The sequence below is a fragment of the Vibrio gazogenes genome (assembly GCF_023920225.1).
In the GTDB taxonomy this organism is placed as follows: Bacteria; Pseudomonadota; Gammaproteobacteria; order Enterobacterales; family Vibrionaceae; genus Vibrio; species Vibrio gazogenes.
The window spans coordinates 3,237,353-3,262,942 of the sequence record NZ_CP092587.1; the positions used below are offsets into that span (position 1 = coordinate 3,237,353).

Sequence of the window (25,590 nt, forward strand, 5' to 3'; positions counted from 1 at the left end):
CAATCACATCTTCTCAACGTGCTGTCTCTGATGGAGACAAACAACTTGAATACAGGAATTCATCTTTATGAACGTACTTGTTATCGGTTCTGGTGGACGTGAACATGCACTCTCCTGGAAAATCGCGCAAAACCCACAAGTCAAAACGGTCTTTGTCGCTCCCGGTAATGCCGGAACGGCGCTGGAATACAAAGTCAAAAATGTCAGTATTGACGTTGAAGATATCGATGGCTTAGTCGCTTTCGCACAGCAAAATGCCATCGACTTAACCATTGTCGGTCCCGAAGCGCCGTTAGTGATTGGTGTCGTTGATGCATTCCGTGCTGCCGACCTGCCGATTTTTGGCCCAACGAAAGGCGCGGCACAGCTCGAAGGCTCAAAAGCGTTTACCAAAGACTTTCTGGCACGTCACCAGATTCCGACGGCTGATTATGCCAACTTTACCGACATCGAGCCGGCACTGGCCTATGTTCGGCAAAAAGGGGCACCAATCGTGGTTAAAGCGGATGGTCTCGCTGCCGGAAAAGGCGTCATCGTTGCAATGACACTGCAAGAAGCAGAAGATGCAATTCAAGATATGCTGGCTGGCAATGCATTTGGTCATGCCGGTAGCCGGGTTGTGATCGAAGAGTTTCTTGACGGTGAAGAAGCCAGTTTCATCGTGATGGTTGACGGTAAAAACGTCTTGCCAATGGCAACCAGTCAGGATCATAAACGTGTGGGTGATAAAGATACCGGGCCAAACACCGGTGGCATGGGAGCATACTCTCCGGCACCGGTTGTCACCCAAGAGCTCCATAACCGCATCATGGAGCAGGTGATTTATCCGACTGTAGAAGGAATGGCGGCAGAAGGTCACCCATACACTGGATTTCTGTATGCCGGTCTGATGATCGACAGTCAGGGAAATCCGAAAGTCATTGAGTACAACTGTCGCTTTGGTGATCCGGAAACGCAACCGATCATGATGCGTCTTCAGTCGGATTTAGTTGAACTGTGCCAAACCGCAATTGCTGGCAAGCTAGACCAAGCCGAATCCAAATGGGATCCACGCGCATCGATTGGGATTGTTTTAGCCGCCGGTGGCTACCCCGGTAATTACAACAAAGGGGATGTCATTTCAGGCTTGCCGCAAGCAGACACGGAAGGTGAGAAAGTCTTCCATGCCGGCACCGGCGAAAAAGACGGCCACGTCGTGACCAGCGGCGGACGCGTCCTTTGTGCCACGGCCTTAGGCAACACAGTCTCCGAAGCTCAGCAACGTGCTTATGCATTGGCTAAGCAAATTCAATGGGATGGTGTTTTCTACCGCAGCGACATCGGCTATCGAGCGATTGCCCGAGAGCAGAAATAGTCACGTTCGTATCGAGAAAACGACAACCACCGCCTTTAAGGCGGTGGTTTTGTTTAGGCACAAAAAAATCGGCCTGTTCAGCAGACCGATTGGGGTGATTTCGTATCTACCGGTGCACTAAACCGTAAATCGGTCCACCAGCGCTTTCAGTTCTTGCGTTTGCTCTTGTAAATCCCGACTGCCTTTACGGTTTTCATCCGTAACATCCGCCACTTGTAAGCTTTGCTCGGAAATAATCACAACACGTTCAGAAATATTTTGTCCCACCTGACTTTGCTCTTCAGTGGCCGTCGCAATCAGTGTGTTCATATCCATAATCATACTGACAGAATCGAGGATCTCTACCAATGCATCACTTGCTTGATGTGCTTTTGCCACGGTATCTTCACTTTGAGTACGACTATCCAGCATCGACTGAACTGCTTCTTGGGTCGCCCCTTTCAATTGTTCAATGATGTGCTGAATATCTCCGGTACTTTGTTGGGTCCGGCTGGCGAGTTTTCTGACTTCATCAGCAACAACCGCAAATCCGCGTCCCTGCTCACCGGCTCGGGCCGCTTCAATCGCAGCATTCAGCGCCAGTAAGTTAGTCTGTTCGGCAATATCCTGAATTACATTCAATGAAGAAGAGATGTTGCTGACATTGCTTTCGAGCTTATCCATCACCATGTTGGCAAATTCAATTTTCTTGGCTAAAACAGCAACAGAGTCAACTGCCGAATCAACCGTCGCCATCGCCTCTTTTGCTTTCTCATCAGCAGACTGTGCAGCCGCAGCAGCGCTCGAAGCATTCTGAGAAATATCATGTGCAGTCGCGGTCATTTCTGTCACCGCTGTCGCCACTTGTTCCGTTTCTTCCCGTTGTGTGTTCGATAACTGATCGACTTGATTAGAACGCTCCAGCATATGCCCGGTTTCATCACTAATCACATCACTGTTCGTTCTCAACTGGCGAATAATATTCTGCAGATTTTCGACAAAATTATTAAAGTTCCGGCTTAGAGAGGCATATTCAGGAATATGATAAGCTTCCATGCGAGCGGTTAAATCAGCGTCCCCAGTGGCAAACCGGGCAATCGACTGATCAAATCGTTGCAATGGCCTTAAGATGCCACGACTAAACAAGATCGTAAACACCGACACCAGGCACAACATGCCGACGCCAATCGACATCATCCACACAAAACTCCGCTTCATTTCATGCTCGGACTTCGTTGCCATCTGAGATGTAATCGCTTCAACGTCGTCAATATAAAAACCAATGCCGATGATCATGTCCCACTGAGATTCATAGATTGAATAACTGAGTTTTTCAGAGGCGACTTTCTCTCCGGGTTTCGGGAAAAAATAGCTCGAAAATCCACCACCATCCTTGCCCTGTTTAATTAAGTTCTGAATTAGAAAGTTACCTTTGCTATCTTTCAAATCCCAGAAATTTTTACCAATCCCCTTCCCGGTATCTCCCAGGAAAAGGCGGTTGCCTTTACTGTCATAACCGAAGACATAACCACTGTCACCAAAATGAATCTGGGAAAGCTTTTCAATCACATCTTGTCGGTCGGCGTTGCTCGCTTTCAAAGCGGTTAAAGAAGAATCAATAATATCGATATACGCTTTCAATTCGGAGCGTTTTTGTTCAGAAAGGTATTGGTGAATCAATTGTTGCTGGGTGTGATTCAAGTTAGACATTTGCGTATATGAGATGAAAATCATCCCAAAACTAATCAGTAACAAGGGGAGTATAGACAGTGCATAAACACGTGATTTAATGGTCAATTTTGACATGATGCTTTCCTCAGTATTATCGCTGACAAAAGCCGATGACGTTGGATATTATTTTATATTCAAATAATACTACACTAAATTTATGTCATGTATGAATATTTCTTCACCAATATCGCCCTTCAATCATGAGGGGAAACAACGCGTGAAAAGACATATCACCACAATTGCAATACATCTCTTTGGCGAGGAAAAACGCCAAGCGTGTAAAGCTTTCGTCATCCCAGAGAAACAACCATTAACCTTTCTGCTATTTTTCGCTAAGGTATAGCCCATAAATGCACATTATCTGCGATGAATAACCACTGATGAAAACCAACCTGATTACCCGGGAAGGCTATAATCGCCTCAAACAAGAGCTCGACTTTCTCTGGCTGCAAGAACGCCCAGAGGTCACCAAGAAAGTGACTTGGGCCGCGAGTCTCGGCGATCGTAGTGAAAATGCGGATTACCAGTACAACAAAAAGCGCCTGCGGGAAATTGACCGTCGTGTCCGTTACCTGCGTAAACGTATGGAACAAGTCAAGATCATTGATTACTCACCTCAGCAAGACGGGAAAGTCTTCTTCGGTGCGTGGGTCGAAATTGAAAATGACGAAGGTGAGACAAGATATTTTCGCATCGTCGGCCCGGATGAGATCTATGGAGATGCGAAAAACTACATTTCTATCGATTCACCCATGGCCCGCGCGCTGCTCAAAAAAGAACCCGATGATGAACTCACCGTTGAAACGCCTCAAGGGCCAAAAACGTGGTTCATTAACCGAATCGAATATAGACCAGACTAACGACATCGAGAGAGAAAAATACGGATGAGCCAAGCTATCTGTCATACGATTGCTTCAGAGCTGAATGTTCGCCCTGAACAAGTTATTGCCGCGGTAAACCTGATTGACGACGGCAGCACCGTTCCCTTTATTGCCCGTTACCGCAAAGAAGTCACGGGCGGGCTGGACGACACCCAATTACGGACGCTGGACTCACGTCTTTCCTATTTACGAGAGATGGATAGCCGTCGTCAGACGATTTTGAAATCGATTCAAGACCAAGGGAAACTGACTGCCGAGCTGGAACAGGAAATTCTTCAGGCTGACAGTAAAACCCGCCTGGAAGATCTCTATCTGCCTTACAAACCCAAACGTCGCACCAAAGGACAGATTGCCATTGAAGCCGGATTGACACCACTCGCAGATCAACTGTGGGAACAACCGCAAACCGAGCCAGAGCAGGCAGCACAAGCTTATCTTAATCCTGAGCAGGGGATTGCTGACATCAAAGCCGCTTTAGATGGTGCCCGTGCCATTATCATGGAGCGAATTGCTGAAGATGCCAACCTACTGGAAAAGCTGCGCCATTATCTGCTCAAACATGCCGTTCTTGTTTCGACAGTCATCGATGGAAAAGCGCAAGAAGGTGAAAAATTCAAAGACTATTTCGAGCACCAAGAACCGATCAGTAAAGTCCCTTCTCACCGTGCACTGGCGATGTTACGTGGCCGCAACGAGGGTATTTTGTCACTGGCACTCAATGCCGACCCGGAGCAAGAAGTCGGCCGTCGGGGTTCTTATTGCGAAACGTTGATCGCACAACACTACGGACTTCATCTGAGTGATGCACCGGCTGATGCATGGCGTCAGCAAGTCATCAGTTGGGCGTGGCGGATTAAAGTCTCTATGCATATGGAGACCGAACTGATGTCCGCGATGAAAGAACGGGCAGAGATTGAAGCCATTGATGTCTTCGCCACCAATTTGAAAGATCTGCTGATGGCAGCGCCCGCCGGACCACGAGCCACACTAGGGCTGGACCCCGGCTTGCGTACCGGTTGTAAAGTCGCAGTCGTCGATGCCACGGGTAAGGTACTGGCAACCGCGGTTATTTACCCGCATCCACCGCAAAAACAGTATGAAAAATCCATTGAGGTCATTGGCGGGCTGGTGCGCAAATTCAATGTAGATTTGATTGCGATCGGCAACGGCACCGCTTCTCGTGAGACCGATCTGTTTGCCGCAGATTTGATCAAACGGGGGAATCTGAAAACGCAAAAAATTGTCGTCAGTGAAGCGGGTGCATCGGTCTATTCGGCATCCGAGCTGGCGGCAAAAGAGTTTCCGGATATGGATGTATCACTGCGGGGCGCGGTTTCAATTGCCCGGCGTTTACAGGATCCGTTGGCAGAGTTGGTTAAAATTGATCCGAAATCGATCGGCGTTGGTCAATACCAGCATGATGTCAATCAGTCACTCCTTGCCAAACGTCTGGACGCTGTCGTAGAAGACTGTGTCAACGCGGTCGGTGTGGATGTGAATACCGCCTCTCCGGCACTCCTGACCCGCGTTGCCGGACTCTCGACAACGCTGGCAGATAATATTGTGGCTTTCCGTAATGAACATGGCCGCTTTGAAAGCCGCACCACCTTGAAGAAAGTCCCTCGTCTCGGGCCAAAAGCTTTTGAGCAGAGTGCCGGCTTTTTAAGAGTCATGGACGGCAAAAACCCGCTGGATGCTTCGGCTGTTCACCCGGAAGCCTATCCGGTGGTTTCTGCGATCGCAAAAAACAATCAGCAAGAGATGAAATCATTGATTGGTAATAGTGAATTTCTTAAAAGCCTGAATGCCAGAGATTACACTGACGATCACTTTGGCTTGCCAACGGTTACCGATATTATCAAAGAGCTCGATAAGCCGGGGCGCGATCCTCGTCCTGAATTTAAAACGGCCACGTTTGCCGACGATATCCACGAAATCTCGGATCTGGAACCCGGCATGATACTCGAAGGGGTGGTCTCCAATGTTGCCAATTTTGGTGCGTTTGTCGATATCGGCGTTCATCAAGACGGATTGGTTCATATTTCCGCGCTGACTGATCGATTTGTGTCGGATCCGAGAGAAGTGGTCAAAGCCGGTGATATCGTCAAAGTCAAAGTCATGGAAGTTGATGCCGCAAGGAAGAGAATCGGCCTCTCAATGCGCCTGTCTGATGAACCGGGTCAAGCCAATCGTCCCACAGCGCGTAACCAGACTTCACGTCCGGCTCAAAAGAAACCGCAACGTAATACTGCTGCCACCAATAACGCTATGGGTGGAGCATTTGCCGCGGCCTTTGCGAAAGCGAAAAAGTAATTCAGGCGCTCAACTCAATCCAGCCATAAAAAAAACCCTCACTTCAGTTGAAGTGAGGGAATTCCATAGCTGCAATATCTTTCCTCGGTAACGATGAGGTTTACAATATTGCGATGACCTCCGAAGGTGTGTTTGGTGCGATGGCATGTCCATAATGATATTTTATGACCGTTCGCCTTCGCGCCATTTGCCCTTCGGTTATCGCTGCATCAATGATGTGTTTTGGTAACCGGAACCGTATTGTATAACCTTTGCCCTGATCTTTACTGTAGGTCGATAAGGCTAACAATTTGAAAAGCCGCTCAAGCTCACTTGGTGTTTCTTCCTCATAGGAAGAAGCTATTTCCTGTTCCTGCTCAGAATCAATCTCATACTGAGGATGATCTGCTGCATCCCAAGACGCTCGCTTACGCTGCTTATCATCGGATTTCAACCGCCGCTCTGCGTTGGTTTTTTCCAGTTGCACGGTTGGTACGACAGGTGCTCTGACACGATTATCATGCTCTGCCTGTTCCGTCGGCACATTCACCGATGGGGCGATAAGTGGCACACTGATATTATTTGGTGACACAATCATTGCCGAAACCTCCTTCAGCATCGCCCAGCCCATTCAATGTTCAAACACTGATGAGTTAGAACCTATATCGACCCAACCGTTCAAATATTTAACAAAAAAAGCTGATATTTTAAACAATGTGACAAAAAACTGACAATCGTCAAACATCAACTACTGTGCAAACCCGCGCACCTGCTGGCAAAACAGTTCAATTTCGGTCATAAATGGCGCATGAGATGATTGCGTAAAAATATAACAATGGCTATCCGGGGCCATTTTGTCCAATTGCGCAGCAATCTGCACAGGCACTAAACCATCAAGCCGACCGTAAAGACGCAGCATCGGTACCGAGATCTGAGCAATATAATCACGAAAATCAACATTCGCGAGCATGTTTAATCCCGCCATCAAGGCTTGCGGCTGTGGTGCCGGACGAGAAAACACCATTTGTTTTAATTGCTTCACATCTTGTCGGGCTGTCGGACTACCCATCGCTTGAAGCGCCATAAAACGCTCAATGGTCAGTTGAAAATCATCGACCAGTTGCGCCGTAAACGCAGACAAAACCTGTGGCTGAATTCCCTTCCATCCCTTTTCGGCAGCAAACTTAGGAGAACTGGCGACCGTGATCAACTGACTGACATAATCAGCATGATGCAACGCCATATGCGTCGCGACCAATCCCCCGAGTGACCAACCGACCCAAACGGCATCTTTCGGTGCTTGCAGAATCAAGAGTTGAGCGATCTCTTCCAAAGTTTCCGCCTGAATATCGGCACTATGTCCATATCCGGGTAAATCAACAACATGCACCCGGAAGTTCTGTTTAAGCACTTCAACGGTATTATGCCAAACGCCCCCGTTCATCCCCCAGCCATGAACCAATACGAGATCTTTTCCGCGACCTTCAACTTGCCAATACAAAGATGCCACCATGTTCACGTTATCTCCTACAAAACTCATACTTTCGCCGCCTTGATCACCAATACAATATAACGCCTTCCTTGATAACCGGAGAAGCACCACATGTTATTGCAACGCATTCAACACTCTTTCCGTCACCATATTCCCCGATTATGCGCGCTCTGTGAGCTGCCGTTAACCAATCAGGAACACCACTGGTGTGCCAGTTGCCTGACCTATTTTCAATCAACCCCCCGTTGTACACGATGCGGCTTATCGATGCCATTCCCAACCGGCCGATGCGGAACTTGCCTTCAGTCACCGCCACTGTGGAACGCCCTCTATTGCCTTGGTGATTATGCCTATCCGCTGGCCCCCATGATTCACCAAATCAAATACGGACGCCAGTTCTGGCACATACCGCCTCTTGCCGCACTTTTGGCGCAGGTCATCCCTTCTCCTGCGCCACTGTTACTTCCGGTTCCCCTACACTGGCGACGATATCTTTATCGCGGGTTCAATCAGAGTGATTTACTGGCGCACCATCTCAGTCAGGCGCTGGCAGTCTCCTATCAAACCAAACTGCTGCAACGGACTCGTTCAACACCACCGCAAGAAGGTCTGCATAAAAATGAAAGAGAACAGAATCTGAGAAAAGCGTTTATGTTACGCAACCGCCCCTCGACCAATCATATTGCGATCGTTGATGATGTCGTGACAACAGGCAGTACCATCAGTCAATTATGCCAATTATTGCTTGAAGTCGGTGTCGAATACATTGATATTTATTGCTTATGCAGAACTCCTGAATATCACAACCAATAATTACCGTAAAAAGGATTGGATCTCTGATTTCTCAGGAGTAAAATGGTGAATTAATAGCCTACAAAATTACTCAGGTATTCGTCGTGTCAAATTCTATTACTATTACTGAATCCGCTCAGGAACATTTCGCAAAACTTCTCGATCAACAGCCGGAAGGGACTAACATTCGGGTTTTTGTTGTCAATCCAGGCACTCAGAACGCTGAGTGTGGCGTCTCTTACTGCCCGCCTGAAGCAGTAGAAAGTGCTGATACTAAAATCCCGTTTCAAGCGTTCTCTGCTTATGTTGATGAATTGAGCCTTCCCTTTCTCGAAGACGCTGTGATCGACTATGTAACCGATAAAATGGGCGCACAGCTTACACTCAAAGCACCCAACGCAAAAATGCGTAAAGTTGCGGATGATGCGCCGCTGCTCGAACGTGTCGAGTATGCCATTCAAACGCAAGTCAATCCTCAGTTAGCCAGTCACGGTGGTCATATTCAACTGCTGGAAATTACAGATGACGGTGTTGCCATTATCCAATTTGGTGGCGGGTGTAATGGTTGCTCGATGGTCGATGTCACACTGAAAGACGGCATCGAAAAAGAGCTGCTCGAGCAATTTTCCGGGGAGCTGAATGCGGTCAAAGACCTGACCGAGCATGATCGCGGAGAGCACTCATACTACTAAATGGGCCAACCCAAGTCTGTCAACAGAAGTCGATGTTCCTGCATCGACTTTCTATTACGTGACTCTTGTTGGTAAAACTATTGTGAATATCGTCAGACATGTGTTTTCATCCCCATCAGTTTTTTCATATAGTTAAGCTATAGATATCACGGAGGAGTTCAGCATGACGTCTAAACAAAACCCAGAGATCCTAAATATCACGACGGTTGCTCAATCGCGTCTTTTTACAGTGGAAGCTCTGGATTTGCGTTTTTCCAACGGTGAACAGCGCACGTATGAACGGATGCGCCCCAGTGGACGCCATGCTGTGATGATGGTTCCAGTGACCGCTCAGGGAGATATTCTGCTGGTTCGTGAATTTGCAGCAGGCACACAGCGCTACGAATTGGGCTTTCCGAAAGGATTGATTGACCCTGGAGAAAGTCCTGAAGAAGCCGCTGTACGCGAGCTCAAAGAAGAAGTGGGATTTGGTGCAAAGCAGCTCATTCATCTCAAAGATCTGATTCTTGCTCCCTCTTATTTTTCAGGACAAATGTCTCTGTTTATCGCTCAGGACCTATACCCGGAGCAACTCGTTGGCGATGAGCCCGAGCCCCTTGAAATCATTCGCTGGCCGTTAAATCAGGCAGAAGAACTGTTAACTCATCTCGATTTTGGTGAAGCCCGCAGTGTGGCAGCGCTTCTTCTCACCTTAAATTATATGAAGCAGCATCCGCTGCTACCAGAGGTGAATCCATTATGAAACAGGATCATTCACACCTGTTACCCCAACTGATTGGCATTGCCCGTTCAGCCGGGCAACTGATTTTGGACTATTACCAGACTAAATCCTACGAATCATTTACCAAATCAGATCAAACACCAGTGACGAGCGCTGATTTAGCAGCCCATAAACTCATTACCGAGATGCTCACCGCACTGACGCCCGACATTCCGGTCCTATCGGAGGAAGATGCCGATATCAGTCTGGAAAAACGTTCAGAATGGTCTCGCTACTGGTTAGTCGATCCCCTTGATGGTACGCAGGAGTTCATCGCACGCAGTGGAGATTTTGCGACAATCATCGCACTGGTAGAAGACAATCAACCCGTGATCGGGGTGGTTTACGGCCCAGTATCAGGCGTTACCTACTATGCCTGTCGTGGGAAAGGGGCTTGGAAGATCCCTGATTTATCGGACAGCTTACGGATTCATACCCACCAGCATGAATTTCCCGGTCAGTCGATTTCGATTGCCATCAGTCGCCGCCAAAATATCAACCTGATCACCAACCGGCTGAGTACAGAGTGGAATTACGATTTAGTGCCGCTCGGTTCTGCAGCACTGAAAGCTTGCTTGGTTGCCGAAGGTGCCGTTGACTGTTATTTGCGGCTGGGTCCAACCGGAGAATGGGACACTGCAGCAACGCAGTGTATTGTGGAAGAGGCCGGCGGAAAGCTCCTTAGTACGAAACTGTCACCGCTCTCTTATAATCTCAGAGAAACATTGGAAAACCCGAATTTTATCGTCATCGGTGATCCAACACTTCCCTGGCAAGAAATCCTTTCCCACAAAGGCTAACGCGCCTCACACAATCAGTTAGGCGCGCTATCGGTCAGGGGCACATCAATGTGTATGTGCATCTAGTCAGTTGGGGAGTGTCAGTGTACCGTTCGACTGAAATGAGTACCGTCCCTGAGCATCGGTCGATGCATAGGTCTGAATCCATTGGTTGAACATTTTAGGTAAACGTTCACCCGGTTTTACCCAACCTTGAACTTGATACTGATCCTGTGGTGTCAACACCATCGAATACTCACTTTGCAGTGCATCCGATAACTGTTGGCCTTTCAGACTAATCTGGCCATTTTCACAAGCGAGTCGGGCTGAGACTTTTTCTAATGGGACCGATTGAGAGAGCATCGAAATTTGTGCATTTGTCCAAGTAATTTCCCCTTCTCCCTCAGCACAAAATGGTGCCTGGTATCGATAATTATCAATAACCAGTCTGAATGCGCCATCAGCACTCACCGGAAGCGGTAAATGCATATTTTCGGCAACAAACCGAGCCGGTGCCGTCAGTGACAGGTTGCGAACATAGACCCCAGAAAAGTCGACACCGACCTCCCCCTTTCCTCGAAGAGCCACCTCATGACGTTTGCCTAAAGCAATATCGGCAGCGATCCGCCCCTTAAATAGAGAGAATGGACGCAAATTCCAAACCAGTGAGCCCAAATCATAATTCATCCATTTGGCAGACTGAACTTCACCGTGCCATATAGTCCCGCCAACCCCACCCAGCAATAGCTCTCGGGGCTGAGGAATAAATTTTAAAGCCATATTTGCAGGTAAGTGGACCAGCACACTGACCACAAACACAAAAAACAAACCAACGACGTACATAATTTTTTTCTTCACTTTATTTAACCTCGAACTAATTCCAGGCGTTTTATATCAATCATGCCATTTTTTTCAGCCTTATCGATATCCATCATCATCACCTGAATACCATACTGCTGCCGTAAAAAAGCCAACCAGTCGATAAACTGATTAAACGCTAGCGGTTCCACCCAAATTTGTAAGCCTTCACCTTTGGGTTGCATTCGAATTAATCGAACACCAAATTTGCCAGTAGAACCCGCAACAGCTTGGTTCATCGGCTCATTTGAAACGGGACCATCCCCATGCTTTCTAAGCTGAGTTAACGTATCGGCTTTTTCTGTGACCCATGCATATAAATTTTTCTCTGCGGTCAATCTATTCTGCGTCAGAACACGCTGTTCCTGAATAGGGCGAATAATACCACCATACAAGAGAGCCAAAACACTAAAACCGACGGTCACCAGTAACAATCGTTGCTCTCTGGAGGACAATGTCTTCCACCAAGTATAGCCACGATTCATCCATTGATTCATATCGTTCACCTACTGATTCTTTAAGATGAAAGACCCTGAGACCTGATTATTATCTCGGTTGAGAGGTCCTTGCTGTACATCAAACTTCTGGGACAGTTTCTTACGCGTTGCTTCAAATGCCTGAAAATCAGCACCTCGCACGTCGATACGAATATCACCTCGTGCTCTATCATAGTGAATACGTTGCAACTGTATGCCTGAAGTACTGCCAATCGTCTCCGCCAAAGACGTGAATAACGACAATGCAGAATCTTGACTTTCACCACCGGACAGCTTCTGAATCGCACTGGTAAACTGGCCTTTCAGATAACTGACTGTCGGGATTTTGTGCCGCTCCGGAAATATCGTTCTGAAAATATGTTCACTTTCTGTTCTCAGAGCTGTGGCCTCTTGAGACATCCGGCGAATATCAACCGCATGATGAATCAACAGCAAGGTGATCAACGCCACCAAAGCAATGAGACTGCCTCGCCAGGCCTGCCAGTACTTCATCACCGAAGAAGACTTCTTAAATGGGCCGGTCAATAACGTGATCGGACTACTTAATGCCCCGCGGTACAGCAACAAGTCTATAGAATCAACGAGCTTCTCGGTCCAGACTTGTGAACTCGAATCATTCAATTCCGGTGCCTGACTGTAAGACGTAATCTCAAGTGCCGGACTCTGCTCTTCATCTTCATTCATCTGGGTCAGTATGGGCAGCCACGAATGTTCAACACAAACACCACTGAATGGCCCCTGACGAATGAGCCATTCATGGCCCAATTGAACCGCCGTCGCATGCTCTTCCGTCGGTAATGCCAGCACATCCGGCAAAACATTTTCTACTTGGAGTCCACAGGCTTCGAACTGCTCCAGAATACAACTCAGCCAATTCCGATCCACCGCAACGGTATAAACCTGATCCTCTTGCTTCGCCAATACGGAAAAATGCAATCCATCCACATCCTGTGCGAGTTCATCTTCCACTAAGTACGGCAGCATTTTTTCATACTGACGGGCACCACCAGTCGGCAATGAAACGGTCTTCATCACCACATCAGCACCAGAAAGTAAGACGATCACAGATCGCCCCTCAGCATGAGGCACTAACTCATCTATATTGGTCCAGGATGCTATCTCTCCTGACTTTTCAATCGTTGTCGCATGCTCAGCACCGACCCACCAATGCCCTTTGGCTTGGGGTTGCTTACTCAGCCGGACGAGCAGATATTCGCTCACGCTCTCCTCCATAGCGACGGCGAATGACCGTCACAGTTTTTCTATCTTTACTAAACATTAGACTCCGAACCCTCACCCGGGCATCATCGACCATGACCTGAGCATCCAATTCAAAATAATTGCTATCAATCCCAAGAAAAGCGGTGGCGTCTGATTTGATAGTCTCATCAATCCCACTCAACTCACCTTGTGCCCAAAAATCATCGAGACTATCCCAACCGGAATAAGGTCGATCCTCAATCAACTGTACGGCTGCGGACGAACTGAGATAGGGATAGAACATCGCAACTAAAATATTTGCCTGTTTGACCGAAACGGTATTGATGTTCAAGCGCCATTCTTTGGTCGGCAGAGCACATAAACTCGGCATACTTTTCATCATGATTTCACCACTGACGCCCTGCACTGCCCGAATCTCTGAGGCATCGGCCAATAAACTGTCGGGCGCATCATAAGTCGGTGACATCGACTCATAAAAACTGTCTTCGACTCCACTGACCGAATTAATGGAACGATTCGAATCAATAAATTCCCAAATCGAATTAGCAGCGACTTCAGCCTGATAATTATCAATGTCTTCCGCTTCAAACAGATGCTGTAATACCTGGACTAAATAAGGCGTCCCGGTGTCTGCCGGATTCCAGTTAATTCCAGCCAATGCGTTGATATTCATGCAAGACTGCATGTCTTGAATATTCCCTTCCACCGTGCCGTAATCCAGTGGGTATTGTTTATCTTTTACCGCCCAAGGCTGACTCAAATTGACAGCATCATCATTATCTTCATAACTCTGTTTTATAGCCGATTTAGCCAGCGCTTCAACACCGAGGCTATACCAATATGCCTGTTGATATCTGAGTTGGTTTCCTGAGCGATGATACTGGGTAAACAAACGCTCTGACATTGTCGCCGCGATGGAAACCATCATTGCCAATATCAGCAGCACCAGAATCAGGGCAACGCCACGCTGTCTTTGCAACGGTCTACTTGGATACATTGGACACACTCAACTCACTACCAGAAACCAGATAAATCCGTTCAATCTCCCCATAATCTTTCAGTGTGAGTTTCACACTGATGGCTTCCGGCAGAACGCCTTTGTCTTCCCATCGGTCAACCCATTGATGATGACGATATAAACGAAAGCTGATTGACTCAACCTGTGTCAATAACGGCCGAACAATACCATTATCACCGGCAACCGTATCGGGATAACGCCACCATACTCTTTCCAGACGTTCTCCCGTTAAACGGTATCCGACTTTAATGATATCCCCTCGGGGGAACTGCATTTGCGGGTTGACCCAACCGTGTCGTGTAAAAAGAATGCCGACACTATCTGACGATAATAATCCGTCCTGCATCCATAACAATTGAGAGCCGGGGTCTTCTCCCTGATTACGGAACTGGCGGGACGCCATCTGGCGAAAATCACTATCCATAATCGCCAACGCCTTCTGAATTTCACCCAGCCGTTTTTCACTCTCCTGACTGACAACGTTACTCCGCTGAACTTGGTTCAGAACCTGATACGCAGCAATCGTCAGACTCGCCAGAATCGCCAGCGCAACCAACACTTCAATTAAAGTGAATCCCCGACTATGACGCTTCATTTGCAACATAACTTCTCACGATCACCACTGACGGGCCGGATTTACTTTGGGAAACGCTCACATCAAAGGCTTTCAGCACATCATTGCTTGTTTCAACCAAAGACACTTTCCAATACCAAGTCGTTCCAGCCATCTCTTCCGTTCCTTCTTGGTTAGACAAGGTCTCCGGCGCCAGCATGATTCGAGCCATTTGATTATCAACGACCATCGCAGCAAACATCTTCTCTTCGAGTGTGTGCACTGTATTGACATGTTGGCTGACCGCCTTAATCACACTGATCGATGCCGTTGCAAATATGGCCAATGCAATCAGCACCTCCAGTAATGTCATTCCCTTAATTTGCTTCATCGTCTTGATCCGAGGGAGTCCGAATATGCAGAATGCCGTCTTCGGAGGTTTCCACTAACCACAATGAATCCGGTGTAGAATCCGCCCAAAACTGGATAGAAAATGGTGTAATATCACCACTAGAGAGAATAAACACCTGCGGTGTCGGGATTGGCTTCTCATCTTCGTTTTGGTCAGGAAAATCCATATCTTCAAACAAAGATTCCTGACTGAACAAACGCTCCGGATTATTCCAAACCCCGCCGCCGAGTTCAAAACGGAAAGCCGTTCCTTCATCGGTCGTCAGCTCACCTTTGATGGATGACGCAGATTCAAGGTCTTTCCAGCCCTCATCCGATAACCTCAAAAAGCGAAACTCATGCTTTTTTTCATCGATATAAAGACCATAGGTCCGTCCACTGAAAATCGCATCCTCACTCAAAAGCTGTAAACGCTGATAAAGCCGTTCAGCCGTTTGTTGCACCTCATCCTGAGATCTGTCGGGCAGGGACATGACGACGACCATACTGCCCAGCGAAATCACCACCAGAACCAACATAATTTCCAGCAGTGTAAAACCACGGTGGTATTTCATGAGCAGTATTCATCCATTCCTCGATTACTGGAAGTCAAGCAAGTTCCAGTTACCGATGTCGCTGTTATTCCCTTCACCGCCTTCCTGACCATCAGCACCATAGCTAAAAACATCAATTTTACCTTTATCGCCAGGGCTCATATATTGATAGTCATTTCCCCAAGGGTCCTGTGGTAACCGCTTGATATAACCGCCTTCGCGATAGTTACGAGGTTCAGGATTGGACGGTTTGGTGACCAATGCTTCCAACCCTTGATCCGTGGTTGGATAAGCATTGTTATCTAATCGGTACATATCCAATGCATTTTCCAGAGAGACAATATCGGCAATCGCTTTCTTCTGATCGGCTTTCTCTTTATTGCCCAATAGATTCGGGACAACAAAGCTCGCCAAAAGCCCAAGGATGACAATCACGACCATCACTTCTAACAGCGTAAAACCACCTTGTTTGCTTACTTGATTTTTTATTTTCATTCCTACTCCACCAACATTCACGTTTCCTAACCAATGAACAGCTAAGACTAGCGCGTCATTAAATTGTTCATTTCTAAAATCGGCATCAGGGTTGCCATCACAATAAATAAAACCAACCCGGCCATTAATGCAATCAGCATGGGCGTAAACAGACCCAAAGCAATATTTACCGTTGCTTCAAACTGCTCATCCTGATTGTCTGCGGCACTAATGAGCATGTTCTCCAATTCACCACTTTGCTCACCACTGGCAATCATATGAAGCATCATCGGAGGAAAAAGCTTCGTTTGCTGCAAAGACTTACGAATGCTTGCCCCTTCACGGACGGATTCAGCCGCTTCCTGTACTTTCTGTTTCATGTATGTGTTTTCCACAACATCTTTGGCAACAAGCATTGCATCGAGAATCGGAATACTACTCGAAGAACATATCGCCAGTGTTCGTGCAAAACGAGAGGTATTCAAACCTCGAACAATTTTACCAATCATGGGCACTTTCATCAGTTGACGATGAAATGCAAAGCGGATATGTGGCCGTTTTAAAGCCGACTGGATGAATGCCCATCCACCTAACGCCAACAGTAGAACCAGCCAACCCCACTCCTGAACAAAATGGCTCATATTTAACAAAATCTGCGTTGATGTCGGCAGGGTTTGCCCCATTTGGATAAATTGACCCACAATTTTGGGTACTACGGCAGCTAAAAGAAAAGCGACAATCGTGATTGCAAAAACAACCAGAACAATGGGATAAATCAACGCCTGTAAAAGCTTTGAGCGCATCTTCTGTCGATTTTCGGTATAACTTGCCAATCGATTGAGAATCATATCCAAATGCCCGGACTTTTCACCGGCCGCAATCATAGAACGAAACAAACCATCAAAAATATGTGGGTAATCGGCCATACTATCAGCGAGGGAAAAACCTTCCGTCACTTTTGACCGAACACGGGTGAGAACACTGCGAATCCGTGGTTTTTCTGTCTGTTCAATCACCGCTTGCAGACATGCCTCCAGCGGCATTCCCGACTGGAGTAATGTCGACATTTGCCGAGTTAACAGTGCAAGGTCCGTTGCCCCAATTCCTCTTTTCCACGAACTGGTGCCGCCTTGTGTTTGATTATTTTTCTGGACTTGCGTGGCCTGAACAGCAATCGGAGTCAGTCCTTGCTCTTTCAAGCGTTGGCGAACATGACGGGCACTATCCCCCTCGATCACACCTTTTTTGCGTTTTCCTTTGAGATCAAGCGCCTGATATTCAAATGCAGCCATCAGACCTCCTCAGTGACCCGCAACACTTCTTCAAGTGTCGTGATCCCCGCCTGAACCTTACTCAGTCCATCCATACGAATGCTTGGGCATGACTCGCGAACTTGATGCTCAACGGCCTGCTCACCAGCTTCGGTATGGATCAGTGATTTGACTTTCTCATCAATCACTAATAACTCATGAATCCCTGTCCGTCCCCGGTAACCTTTGTAATGGCATTTCTCACACCCTTTCGGTGCATAAAGCGTCAGAGGCTCATCCTCTTGAATATCGAATAGCTCACGCTGTTCTTTATCGGCCTCAAATGGCTGCTTACAATCGGGACATAATGTCCGAACCAACCGCTGAGCCAGTACACCAACGAGAGAAGATGACACCAGAAAAGATTCAATCCCCATATCTCTCAAACGGGTGACCGCACCAATCGCGGTATTCGTATGCAGTGTCGAAAGAACCAAGTGCCCGGTGAGAGATGCTTGTACTGCAATTTGTGCCGTTTCCAAATCCCGGATTTCTCCGACCATCACGACATCGGGGTCCTGACGCAGAATCGCTCTCAACCCTCGGGCAAAAGTCATATCGACTTTTGGATTTACCTGTGTCTGACCAATACCGTCAATATCAAACTCAATCGGGTCTTCAACCGTCAGAATATTTTTCTCATTCCGATCCAATTCTTGTAAGCCGGCATAGAGCGTCGTTGATTTACCGGAACCAGTCGGCCCCGTCACCAATAAGATGCCATGTGGTCGCTGAAGCAGTTCTCGGAACCGAACGAAAATTGTCTCGGTCATTCCCAGACTGTAGAGATCCATCTGAGTCGCATTTTTATCCAAAATACGCATAACGACCCGCTCTCCATGAGAAGAAGGCATGGTAGAAACACGAACATCAACGGCCCGCCCACCGATTCTCAGCGAGATACGTCCATCTTGAGGTACCCGTTTTTCAGCAATATCCAGCTTTGCCATGACCTTCACACGCGAGACCAATAAAGGCGCAAGTTTACGGCTGGGCGATAAAACCTCACGAAGCATGCCATCGACCCGAAAACGGATCGATAAAGATGTTTCAAAGGTTTCAATATGGATATCGGAAGCTTCTTCTTTGATGGCTTCACTCAACATGGCGTTAATCAGCTTGATGATCGGTGCATCATCATCTGAGTCCAACAAATCTTGGTTATTCGGCAGTTCCTCTGCGAGGGCAAAGAAATCATCGTTATCTGCACCGAGATCTTCCATCAACTGGCGAGTTTCGGACGTATCACGCTGATAGACTTTCGTCAGCCTAGCATCGAACTCGGCTTCAGGAAGCGCCACCAGCTCAAATGACTTTTGCAACACCCGCTTGGCCTCAACCAAAGCCGTAATAGATACCGGCTCCACATAATAAAGATAGGGGGTCTCATCTTCATGTGAGGCGTCAAATACGAGCTTATACCGGTTTGCGAAACTAAAAGGTAAACGCTGCACAACGCTACTCCTGATCCTGGCCCTTAGGAATCTGCTCGATAAATGCCTGTAATTCTTCCGGATAATGGCCTTGTAAATTAAATGCGGGTATCACTGGCGTTTTCTTGTCACCCATCAATTTCAAGCCTTTCTCGGCTTTCACAAGCTGCTCAGCACGAATGAAGTTATACTTCCGCTGAGTCACACCATCCGCGGTCATACCATCACGAATGATCGTTGGCTTAATAAAGACCATTAGATTTCGTTTCTCAACTTTGGTACTGGTTGAACGGAATAGGTAACCTAGCAAAGGAATATCCCCAAGAATGGGAACTTTGGAGTCGCTCTCCTGAGTGCGTTCGTCGATCATACCGCCCAAGACTAGCATTTGACCATCTTTGACCATAACCGAGGTATTCAACTGTCGTTTGGCAAAACGAACATCGACAGCACCGTCAGCGGCCAGAACATTCGATACTTCCTGCTCGATCTTAAGCATCACCGAATCCCCTTCATTGATTTGGGGAACAACCTTTAACTTAATCCCAACTTCTTTCCGATCCACGGTTTGGAAAGGGTTATCATTCCCAGAGCTTGACGTCGCTCCAGTCAGTACGGGAACCTCTTCACCAACTACAAATGAGGCTTCACCGTTATCCATGACGGTAATACTCGGTGACGACAGAATATTTGAGCTGGAGTCTTTAGAAACCGCACTGATCAGAGATGTCCAATCGCCCATCACGATACTGACTGCAGCACCTTCTACACCACTCAATGCATCAGACAACGACTTATAGTCACCAGATTTTGAGGTCGTATAAGGCCGACGATTACCATTATTATCGGTGTAATATTCAGTGCTGACCTGATCTTTCGCTTCTTCCAGACCGACCATAACCTTACCGATAGAAGCACCGCTATTCCCAAACTGGATTTCCGATCCACTTTCAATCGAGCCCCATTGCACCCCGAGGTTAATCCCTTCACCTTCGGACATTTCGACAATCAGGGCTTCAATCAGTACCTGAGCCCGACGAATATCCAATTGGCTAATCACATCCAGTAAAGGTTTCATAATATCTTGTGGTGCACTGAGAATCAGAGAGTTGGTATCCTTGTGTGCGGCAATCGTGACGTCAGCCCGGCCCGAAGGAGCCGACTTTTGCTCACCTTGCTTTTCCGACTGAATATTATCAGAAACGCCTTTCAACACATCGACCAAATCTTCCGCTTTGGCATACTTCAGATAAACAACCCGATGGTTACTTTTGGTCGCCATTTCAATATCAAGCCGTTTAATTAACCGGACGATCCGTTTTCTGACTTTCGGATCACCAGAGATCAAAATTGAATTGGTCCGATCATCTGCAACCACTTGTGGCTGGAGAATCTGAGGCAGACTTCTCGTCTCTTTACTGGTATCGAGCGCACTGACAATCCGCACAATTTCCGGTGCCGAAGCATTATTCAGTGTCACGACATCAATGTCCGTGTTTCCTGCTTGGTCAACGCGATCAATAATCTGAGCCAGACGGTCAACGACCGCAGCACGTCCGGTCAACAAAATAATATTCGCAGGTTCATAATGAACCACGTTACCGGAACCCGCATTGTTCACTAACTGACGCAACAATGGAGATAATTCTTTAACGGAAACATTGTGAACAGAAACAACCCGGGTAATAACACTGTCAGCATTTGTGTGACCGGAAGAGTCCAATACAGGAATTGCCGAGGTTTTTGCATCTTTGGATTTAATGACTTTCAGAACACCGTTGTCCATTTCAACCACGGCAAACCCGTAGACTTCCAAAACATTCAGAAAGAAACCGTAGTACTGGTCATCACTGAGCGTGTCATAACTCCGTACATCAATTTTCCCTCGCACAGAAGGATCAACAATAATTGTTTTATGTAAGTTACGACCGACGATGTTAATAAATTCCTGAATATCAGTGCCTTTAAAATTGACGCTGTACTCGTTCGCCAAAGCTGCCGGAGAAAGCATCATACTTCCTAGTAACAACCACATGCTTTTTTTTAGCCAATACTTCACGTCTTCACTCCCTCAATGCCTAGCGACGCTGCATTAAAATTGAATATATATATCATGAGTCTGTCCATCTCTCTCTACTGTGATTTTTACATTCGAAAGGTCTGATAACACAGAGGCAATATCTGACATTGCACTTTCCTTCCTTAAATCGACATCATTCAATGCAACGGCAATATCACCACTCTTTAATCCGACAGATTGAAATAACTCCGGTGAACGTCCGGGACTCAAACGGTAACCGAGAATATCATTGTCACGTTTCATTTGAGATAAACGAACATACTGAAATAAAGTCTGCGGATTCTCCGCAATTTCATGTTTGATTTCAGTCAATCGTTCCTTCTGGGTACTGACTTCCCCGGTATCATAATTGACAAAGTCATCCGGAGATGGAGCCTTCAGCATGGAATGAGGCTGAGTCTTCATACTTCCCAGACGACTGTATTCCACATCTTCCAACATAAGCGTTTCACTTCTGCCGGCATTACGGATAATCACTCGATCATTCAGCACCGACTCCAGTGTCACTCGAGTCCCTGCAATTCGTTCCTTCAATCCATAAGTTGCCTGAACACCTTGATAATCAATAATGGCAAGATCTTCAGTATTGTTATCACTCACAACAACACCAACAAGCTTCAGATTTAATTTCGTTTTCGGGGCATTAACGACATGCTCTTGAACAACTGGCTTATCATTCTGCTTTTGTAACTGGCCAAAAAGTTGTTTTTCTTTCACAAATGCGCTGTCGAAGCTATTTGTTGAACCTCGCACTTCATTTGAAGCAGGGGGAGTCCATGACTGAATCTGCATCGTCTCAAATGGCGCCCAGACCAGCTGACCGAATATCCAAACAGCAACCAACCATATTCCTGCTGAAATAATGGTGCTGAACAATGATTGATAGTGAATGAAAGAACGCAATAAAGACATGAATAACGCAGGTACTGAGTTCTTTAGTGTGTCAACGTGTGGCAATCTCTAACCCTTTGAATTTATCCCTGATTAATCGGTGTAATTAGTTGTATCACACCATATTAAGACCCTGACTAATATAACATACCCATTTTACTATCCACTGTTTTATACTCAAATTTCATCATTTTCTTGAAAACCTAGGTATAAACCACCATTTATCCTTTTATTATTGAGTAAACCAACATATTCAGAGGACGATTTTGCGATGAGTTCTAGCGAAGAACCGGTACGGTTAGATAAATGGCTCTGGGCTGCGCGATTTTATAAAACCCGTTCGATTGCCAGAAATATGGTTGACGGTGGCAAAGTCCACTATAATGGGCAACGGTCTAAACCAAGTAAAGTCGTAGAAGTCGGAGCAACTGTCACGCTTAGACAAGGGCAAGAAGAAAAAGTTGTCATTATTGACAAAATATCGGGGCAACGCAGAGGTGCACCCGAAGCTCAGACCTTGTATACAGAAACAGCGGCAAGCATTCAAAAACGTGAAGCAAATGCGATGCAACGCAAATTGAATGCACATAACCCGAGTCCGGATAAGCGTCCCGATAAAAAGCAACGACGCGATATCATCAAATTTAAACATCAATAAAGAACAAAGCTGGAGTTTCCTTCATGGCAAGCAATATGTTAAATCGCTACCTGTTTGACGAGTTATCAGTACGTGGCGAACTGGTACAACTGGATGACGTCTACCAACAAGTCGTGTCCAGTCAGGAATATCCGGCACCGATTCAATCTCTGCTGGGAGAGTTACTTGTTGCAACCTCTCTTCTAACTGCAACCCTCAAATTTGAAGGCTCAATCACCTTGCAGATTCAGGGAAACGGCCCAGTCTCTCTCGCTGTTCTCAATGGCGATCACGAACAAAATGTCCGTGGCGTTGCCCGTTGGAAGGGTGACATCCCTGAGGATGCAACCCTGCATCAATTAATGGGAGATGGGCACTTAGTGATTACCATCGACCCAGACAAGGGGGAACGATATCAAGGGATTGTTGCTTTAGACGGTGATTGTTTAGCTAATGTTCTAGAAACTTATTTTGCACAGTCAGAACAGTTGAAAACCCGGTTATGGATCAAAACAGGACGATTAGAAGAGAAGCTCTGCGCGGCAGGAATGCTCCTACAAATTATGCCGGATGGCACCGGCTCACCAGACGATTTCGAACATCTTGAACAGTTAACAAACACGGTCACTGATGAGGAATTGTTCTCTCTGGAAGCAAATGAATTGCTCTACCGCCTATACAATCAGGAAACCGTGCGACTGTTTGAACCACAGCCGATTACTTTCCACTGCGGCTGCTCTCGCCAACGCTGTGGTGCAGCGATCATTACCCTTCCTGAAAATGAAGTACAGGAAATGCTCGCTGAAAACCCCACGATTTCTCTTCATTGTGAATACTGTGGCACCGACTACCAATTTGATGAAAATGATATCAAAGAGTTACGCTACAGCTCACTGGTACAAAACAAAACCATTCATTAATTTTCATTACTTATTAAGCGTTTTTCTCATACCTAAGGCCAGTTGAAATACTGGCCTTATTGCTTATCCTTCAACACAAAAAGCCATTTCTTTCATAAAAACCAACATTTTATCAACACTTAATTTGCATAAATTAATAATTTTCACCACCTAGTCTAAACTAGTCTCTATACGTTAGAATAACTTACCCTGATATGTGATGAGGCGCTTAAATACTCATGGGAAATGTGGGTGTTTTTTGAACCATCTCCCTGTTTTCGATGGTTCTCGTTGCTAGCATGGTGTACAGATTACATAAAAAATTCTTACAAAATCTCTACAATTCCTACGAAGGAGCACCTATGACCGTAATGGAACAAATAAAGGCTGCAAATATGGATCTAACCTCTTATGGCATCACCGATGTCACCGAAGTTATTCATAACCCAAGTTATGAGCAGTTATTCGACGAAGAGACCGCACCTCACTTAGAGGGTTATGAGAAAGGTATCATAACCGAACTAGGCGCCGTTGCTGTTGACACCGGTATTTTTACCGGTCGTTCGCCGAAAGATAAGTACATTGTGAAAGATGACACCACCAAAGATAATTTTTGGTGGACGTCAGACACAGTAAAAAATGATAACAAACCCATCACTCAGGCAGTTTGGGATGATCTGAAACAGCTCGTCACCAAACAGCTTTCTGGGAAACGGTTGTTTGTGGTCGATGGTTACTGTGGGGCCAATCCCGATACTCGTCTTTGTGTTCGTTTTATCACGGAAGTTGCTTGGCAGGCGCACTTCGTGAAAAACATGTTCATCCGTCCCAGTGATGAAGAGCTAGCAACATTCGAACCCAGTTTTGTGGTGATGAATGGTGCAAAATGTACCAATCCTGACTGGCAAGCGCATGGCCTGAACTCAGAAAACTTTACGGTCTTTAATCTGACAGAGAAAATGCAGCTGATTGGCGGTACTTGGTACGGTGGCGAAATGAAAAAAGGTATTTTCGCCATGATGAATTATTTCTTGCCACTCAAAGGCATTGCAGCAATGCACTGCTCTGCCAATAGAGGGAAAGATGGCGATGTCGCAGTTTTCTTCGGTCTATCCGGTACAGGGAAAACGACATTATCAACGGATCCTAAACGAGCACTGATTGGCGATGACGAACATGGCTGGGATGATGATGGTGTCTTCAACTTTGAAGGCGGATGTTATGCAAAAACCATCAAACTCTCCAAAGAAGCCGAACCTGATATTTACCATGCTATCCGTAGAGATGCATTGCTTGAAAACGTCACCGTGCGTGCTGATGGCACGGTTGATTTCGACGATGGTTCCAAAACCGAGAATACCCGTGTTTCTTATCCGATTTATCATATTGATAATATCGTTAAACCTGTATCAAAAGGCGGACATGCAAGCAAAGTCATCTTCCTGTCTGCTGATGCGTTCGGTGTCCTGCCTCCGGTTTCTAAACTAACGCCTGAGCAGACCAAATATCACTTCCTCTCCGGCTTTACCGCAAAATTAGCGGGAACAGAACAAGGCATCACGGAACCAACACCGACGTTCTCCGCTTGTTTCGGTGCGGCATTCCTGACATTGCATCCAACCAAATATGCGGAAGTGCTCGTCAAGCGTATGGAAGCAGCTGGTGCTGAAGCATACCTTGTCAATACAGGTTGGAATGGCACAGGAAAACGGATTTCAATCCAAGATACCCGGGCAATTATTGATGCTATCCTTGATGGTTCGATTGAAGATGCACCGACTAAAACTGTCCCGATCTTTAACCTTGAAGTCCCAACGTCATTACCGAACGTGAATCCTGAAATTCTCGATCCTCGGGATACATATGTCGATGAGCTGCAATGGGAAAGCAAAGCCAAAGACCTCGCTTCTCGTTTCGTGAAAAACTTTGATAAGTATACCGATAACGATGAAGGTAAAGCGCTCATTTCTGCCGGACCACAAATCGACGCATAAGCCGTTTAAAATATCAGTAAGCCCCTATT

Annotated in this window: 25 protein-coding genes; 10 read left to right on the plus strand and 15 right to left on the minus strand. The window is 46.6% G+C overall.

Annotation, left to right across the window (positions count from 1 at the left end; all coding sequences use genetic code 11):
• Positions 1–67: 67 nt before the first annotated feature.
• A complete protein-coding gene (purD, locus tag MKS89_RS14370) occupies positions 68–1,354 on the plus strand; it encodes a phosphoribosylamine--glycine ligase (protein WP_072962351.1) in 1,287 nt (428 codons plus the stop codon).
• A gap of 117 nt (positions 1,355–1,471) precedes the next feature.
• Here purD and MKS89_RS14375 read toward each other — a convergent pair whose 3' ends face one another.
• Positions 1,472–3,139 (minus strand): methyl-accepting chemotaxis protein, encoded by a 1,668-nt coding sequence (locus MKS89_RS14375; RefSeq protein WP_072962349.1) that lies wholly within the window; start codon positions 3,137–3,139, stop codon positions 1,472–1,474.
• Positions 3,140–3,444: 305 nt separating this feature from the next.
• On the opposite strand from MKS89_RS14375, the gene greB reads away from it, so the two are divergent.
• Both greB and MKS89_RS14385 read left to right on the plus strand, forming a co-directional pair.
• Positions 3,445–3,924 carry a transcription elongation factor GreB gene (gene greB / locus MKS89_RS14380; RefSeq protein WP_072962346.1) on the plus strand — a complete coding sequence of 160 codons (480 nt, stop codon included), beginning with the start codon at positions 3,445–3,447 and terminating at the stop codon, positions 3,922–3,924.
• Between the two features lie 24 nt (positions 3,925–3,948).
• Entirely contained in the window at positions 3,949–6,258 is a 2,310-nt protein-coding gene (locus MKS89_RS14385; RefSeq protein WP_072962343.1) for a Tex family protein, read from the plus strand.
• A gap of 100 nt (positions 6,259–6,358) precedes the next feature.
• On the opposite strand, the gene MKS89_RS14390 is transcribed toward MKS89_RS14385, so the two are convergent.
• Both MKS89_RS14390 and bioH read right to left on the minus strand, forming a co-directional pair.
• A complete protein-coding gene (locus MKS89_RS14390) occupies positions 6,359–6,835 on the minus strand; it encodes an ATP-dependent Lon protease (protein WP_072962442.1) in 477 nt (158 codons plus the stop codon).
• A 150-nt stretch (positions 6,836–6,985) separates the two neighbouring features.
• Positions 6,986–7,750, minus strand: coding sequence for a pimeloyl-ACP methyl ester esterase BioH (bioH, locus tag MKS89_RS14395; protein ID WP_072962340.1), 765 nt, complete (start codon positions 7,748–7,750; stop codon positions 6,986–6,988).
• A 90-nt stretch (positions 7,751–7,840) separates the two neighbouring features.
• Between bioH and MKS89_RS14400 the strand changes: the two genes are divergently transcribed.
• The 4 genes from MKS89_RS14400 to cysQ all read left to right on the plus strand — a co-directional run bounded on the left by MKS89_RS14400 (position 7,841) and on the right by cysQ (position 10,773).
• A complete protein-coding gene (locus MKS89_RS14400; RefSeq protein WP_072962337.1) occupies positions 7,841–8,542 on the plus strand; it encodes a phosphoribosyltransferase family protein in 702 nt (233 codons plus the stop codon).
• 83 nt (positions 8,543–8,625) lie between these two features.
• The gene (gene nfuA, locus MKS89_RS14405; protein WP_021021692.1) at positions 8,626–9,213 is read left to right on the plus strand and encodes a Fe-S biogenesis protein NfuA; all 588 of its coding nucleotides are present in this window, start codon (positions 8,626–8,628) and stop codon (positions 9,211–9,213) included.
• Positions 9,214–9,376: 163 nt separating this feature from the next.
• Entirely contained in the window at positions 9,377–9,955 is a 579-nt protein-coding gene (nudE, locus tag MKS89_RS14410) for an ADP compounds hydrolase NudE (protein WP_072962334.1), read from the plus strand.
• The gene (gene cysQ / locus MKS89_RS14415; RefSeq protein ID WP_072962331.1) at positions 9,952–10,773 is read left to right on the plus strand and encodes a 3'(2'),5'-bisphosphate nucleotidase CysQ; all 822 of its coding nucleotides are present in this window, start codon (positions 9,952–9,954) and stop codon (positions 10,771–10,773) included. Before nudE ends, cysQ begins: the two co-directional genes overlap by 4 nt.
• A 66-nt stretch (positions 10,774–10,839) precedes the next feature.
• On the opposite strand, the gene MKS89_RS14420 is transcribed toward cysQ, so the two are convergent.
• Genes MKS89_RS14420 through gspC form a run of 12 tightly spaced genes read right to left on the minus strand, consistent with a single transcriptional unit; the run spans position 10,840 to position 22,097 of the window.
• Positions 10,840–11,610: a type II secretion system protein N gene (locus MKS89_RS14420; RefSeq protein WP_131814939.1), complete on the minus strand. Its 771-nt coding sequence runs from the start codon at positions 11,608–11,610 to the stop codon at positions 10,840–10,842.
• A 5-nt stretch (positions 11,611–11,615) separates the two neighbouring features.
• The gene (locus MKS89_RS14425; RefSeq protein ID WP_072962439.1) at positions 11,616–12,107 is read right to left on the minus strand and encodes a type II secretion system protein M; all 492 of its coding nucleotides are present in this window, start codon (positions 12,105–12,107) and stop codon (positions 11,616–11,618) included.
• 9 nt (positions 12,108–12,116) lie between these two features.
• Positions 12,117–13,328, minus strand: a complete 1,212-nt coding sequence (gene gspL / locus MKS89_RS14430; protein WP_072962327.1) for a type II secretion system protein GspL — start codon at positions 13,326–13,328, stop codon at positions 12,117–12,119.
• On the minus strand, positions 13,297–14,325 hold the full coding sequence (gene gspK / locus MKS89_RS14435) for a type II secretion system minor pseudopilin GspK (RefSeq protein WP_072962325.1): 1,029 nt from the start codon (positions 14,323–14,325) through the stop codon (positions 13,297–13,299). Before gspK ends, gspL begins: the two co-directional genes overlap by 32 nt.
• Complete coding sequence (gene gspJ / locus MKS89_RS14440; protein WP_072962322.1) at positions 14,312–14,950, minus strand: type II secretion system minor pseudopilin GspJ; 639 nt, start codon at positions 14,948–14,950, stop codon at positions 14,312–14,314. The genes gspK and gspJ overlap by 14 nt, the downstream gene beginning before the upstream one ends.
• Entirely contained in the window at positions 14,928–15,290 is a 363-nt protein-coding gene (gene gspI / locus MKS89_RS14445; RefSeq protein WP_072962319.1) for a type II secretion system minor pseudopilin GspI, read from the minus strand. The genes gspJ and gspI overlap by 23 nt, the downstream gene beginning before the upstream one ends.
• Positions 15,277–15,864, minus strand: coding sequence for a type II secretion system minor pseudopilin GspH (gene gspH, locus MKS89_RS14450; protein ID WP_072962318.1), 588 nt, complete (start codon positions 15,862–15,864; stop codon positions 15,277–15,279). The genes gspI and gspH overlap by 14 nt, the downstream gene beginning before the upstream one ends.
• 24 nt (positions 15,865–15,888) lie before the next feature.
• Positions 15,889–16,338, minus strand: coding sequence for a type II secretion system major pseudopilin GspG (gene gspG, locus MKS89_RS14455; RefSeq protein WP_072962315.1), 450 nt, complete (start codon positions 16,336–16,338; stop codon positions 15,889–15,891).
• A 47-nt stretch (positions 16,339–16,385) separates the two neighbouring features.
• Positions 16,386–17,609 carry a type II secretion system inner membrane protein GspF gene (gene gspF / locus MKS89_RS14460; RefSeq protein WP_072962313.1) on the minus strand — a complete coding sequence of 408 codons (1,224 nt, stop codon included), beginning with the start codon at positions 17,607–17,609 and terminating at the stop codon, positions 16,386–16,388.
• Positions 17,609–19,081, minus strand: a complete 1,473-nt coding sequence (gspE, locus tag MKS89_RS14465) for a type II secretion system ATPase GspE (protein WP_077316251.1) — start codon at positions 19,079–19,081, stop codon at positions 17,609–17,611. The genes gspF and gspE overlap by 1 nt, the downstream gene beginning before the upstream one ends.
• Positions 19,082–19,085: 4 nt before the next feature.
• Positions 19,086–21,119, minus strand: a complete 2,034-nt coding sequence (gene gspD, locus MKS89_RS14470; RefSeq protein WP_072962309.1) for a type II secretion system secretin GspD — start codon at positions 21,117–21,119, stop codon at positions 19,086–19,088.
• Between the two features lie 33 nt (positions 21,120–21,152).
• Positions 21,153–22,097: a type II secretion system protein GspC gene (gene gspC / locus MKS89_RS14475; protein ID WP_131814937.1), complete on the minus strand. Its 945-nt coding sequence runs from the start codon at positions 22,095–22,097 to the stop codon at positions 21,153–21,155.
• A 205-nt stretch (positions 22,098–22,302) separates the two neighbouring features.
• Between gspC and hslR the strand changes: the two genes are divergently transcribed.
• The 3 genes from hslR to pckA all read left to right on the plus strand — a co-directional run bounded on the left by hslR (position 22,303) and on the right by pckA (position 25,561).
• Positions 22,303–22,689 (plus strand): ribosome-associated heat shock protein Hsp15, encoded by a 387-nt coding sequence (hslR, locus tag MKS89_RS14480; protein WP_072962304.1) that lies wholly within the window; start codon positions 22,303–22,305, stop codon positions 22,687–22,689.
• Positions 22,690–22,712: 23 nt separating this feature from the next.
• Entirely contained in the window at positions 22,713–23,588 is an 876-nt protein-coding gene (gene hslO, locus MKS89_RS14485) for an Hsp33 family molecular chaperone HslO (protein WP_072962301.1), read from the plus strand.
• Between the two features lie 341 nt (positions 23,589–23,929).
• Complete coding sequence (gene pckA / locus MKS89_RS14490; protein WP_072962299.1) at positions 23,930–25,561, plus strand: phosphoenolpyruvate carboxykinase (ATP); 1,632 nt, start codon at positions 23,930–23,932, stop codon at positions 25,559–25,561.
• Positions 25,562–25,590: the final 29 nt, after the last annotated feature.

What these genes read in the sequence shown, in the direction of transcription:
- purD (WP_072962351.1), top strand. Translation starts at nt 68, where the DNA reads ATGAACGTACTTGTTATCGGTTCTGGTGGACGTGAACATGCACTCTCC.
- MKS89_RS14375 (WP_072962349.1), bottom strand. Translation starts at nt 3,139, where the DNA reads ATGTCAAAATTGACCATTAAATCACGTGTTTATGCACTGTCTATACTC.
- greB (WP_072962346.1), top strand. Translation starts at nt 3,445, where the DNA reads ATGAAAACCAACCTGATTACCCGGGAAGGCTATAATCGCCTCAAACAA.
- MKS89_RS14385 (WP_072962343.1), top strand. Translation starts at nt 3,949, where the DNA reads ATGAGCCAAGCTATCTGTCATACGATTGCTTCAGAGCTGAATGTTCGC.
- MKS89_RS14390 (WP_072962442.1), bottom strand. Translation starts at nt 6,835, where the DNA reads ATGATTGTGTCACCAAATAATATCAGTGTGCCACTTATCGCCCCATCG.
- bioH (WP_072962340.1), bottom strand. Translation starts at nt 7,750, where the DNA reads ATGGTGGCATCTTTGTATTGGCAAGTTGAAGGTCGCGGAAAAGATCTC.
- MKS89_RS14400 (WP_072962337.1), top strand. Translation starts at nt 7,841, where the DNA reads ATGTTATTGCAACGCATTCAACACTCTTTCCGTCACCATATTCCCCGA.
- nudE (WP_072962334.1), top strand. Translation starts at nt 9,377, where the DNA reads ATGACGTCTAAACAAAACCCAGAGATCCTAAATATCACGACGGTTGCT.
- cysQ (WP_072962331.1), top strand. Translation starts at nt 9,952, where the DNA reads ATGAAACAGGATCATTCACACCTGTTACCCCAACTGATTGGCATTGCC.
- MKS89_RS14425 (WP_072962439.1), bottom strand. Translation starts at nt 12,107, where the DNA reads ATGAATCAATGGATGAATCGTGGCTATACTTGGTGGAAGACATTGTCC.
- gspK (WP_072962325.1), bottom strand. Translation starts at nt 14,325, where the DNA reads ATGTATCCAAGTAGACCGTTGCAAAGACAGCGTGGCGTTGCCCTGATT.
- gspJ (WP_072962322.1), bottom strand. Translation starts at nt 14,950, where the DNA reads ATGTTGCAAATGAAGCGTCATAGTCGGGGATTCACTTTAATTGAAGTG.
- gspI (WP_072962319.1), bottom strand. Translation starts at nt 15,290, where the DNA reads ATGAAGCAAATTAAGGGAATGACATTACTGGAGGTGCTGATTGCATTG.
- gspH (WP_072962318.1), bottom strand. Translation starts at nt 15,864, where the DNA reads ATGAAATACCACCGTGGTTTTACACTGCTGGAAATTATGTTGGTTCTG.
- gspG (WP_072962315.1), bottom strand. Translation starts at nt 16,338, where the DNA reads ATGAAAATAAAAAATCAAGTAAGCAAACAAGGTGGTTTTACGCTGTTA.
- gspF (WP_072962313.1), bottom strand. Translation starts at nt 17,609, where the DNA reads ATGGCTGCATTTGAATATCAGGCGCTTGATCTCAAAGGAAAACGCAAA.
- hslR (WP_072962304.1), top strand. Translation starts at nt 22,303, where the DNA reads ATGAGTTCTAGCGAAGAACCGGTACGGTTAGATAAATGGCTCTGGGCT.
- hslO (WP_072962301.1), top strand. Translation starts at nt 22,713, where the DNA reads ATGGCAAGCAATATGTTAAATCGCTACCTGTTTGACGAGTTATCAGTA.
- pckA (WP_072962299.1), top strand. Translation starts at nt 23,930, where the DNA reads ATGACCGTAATGGAACAAATAAAGGCTGCAAATATGGATCTAACCTCT.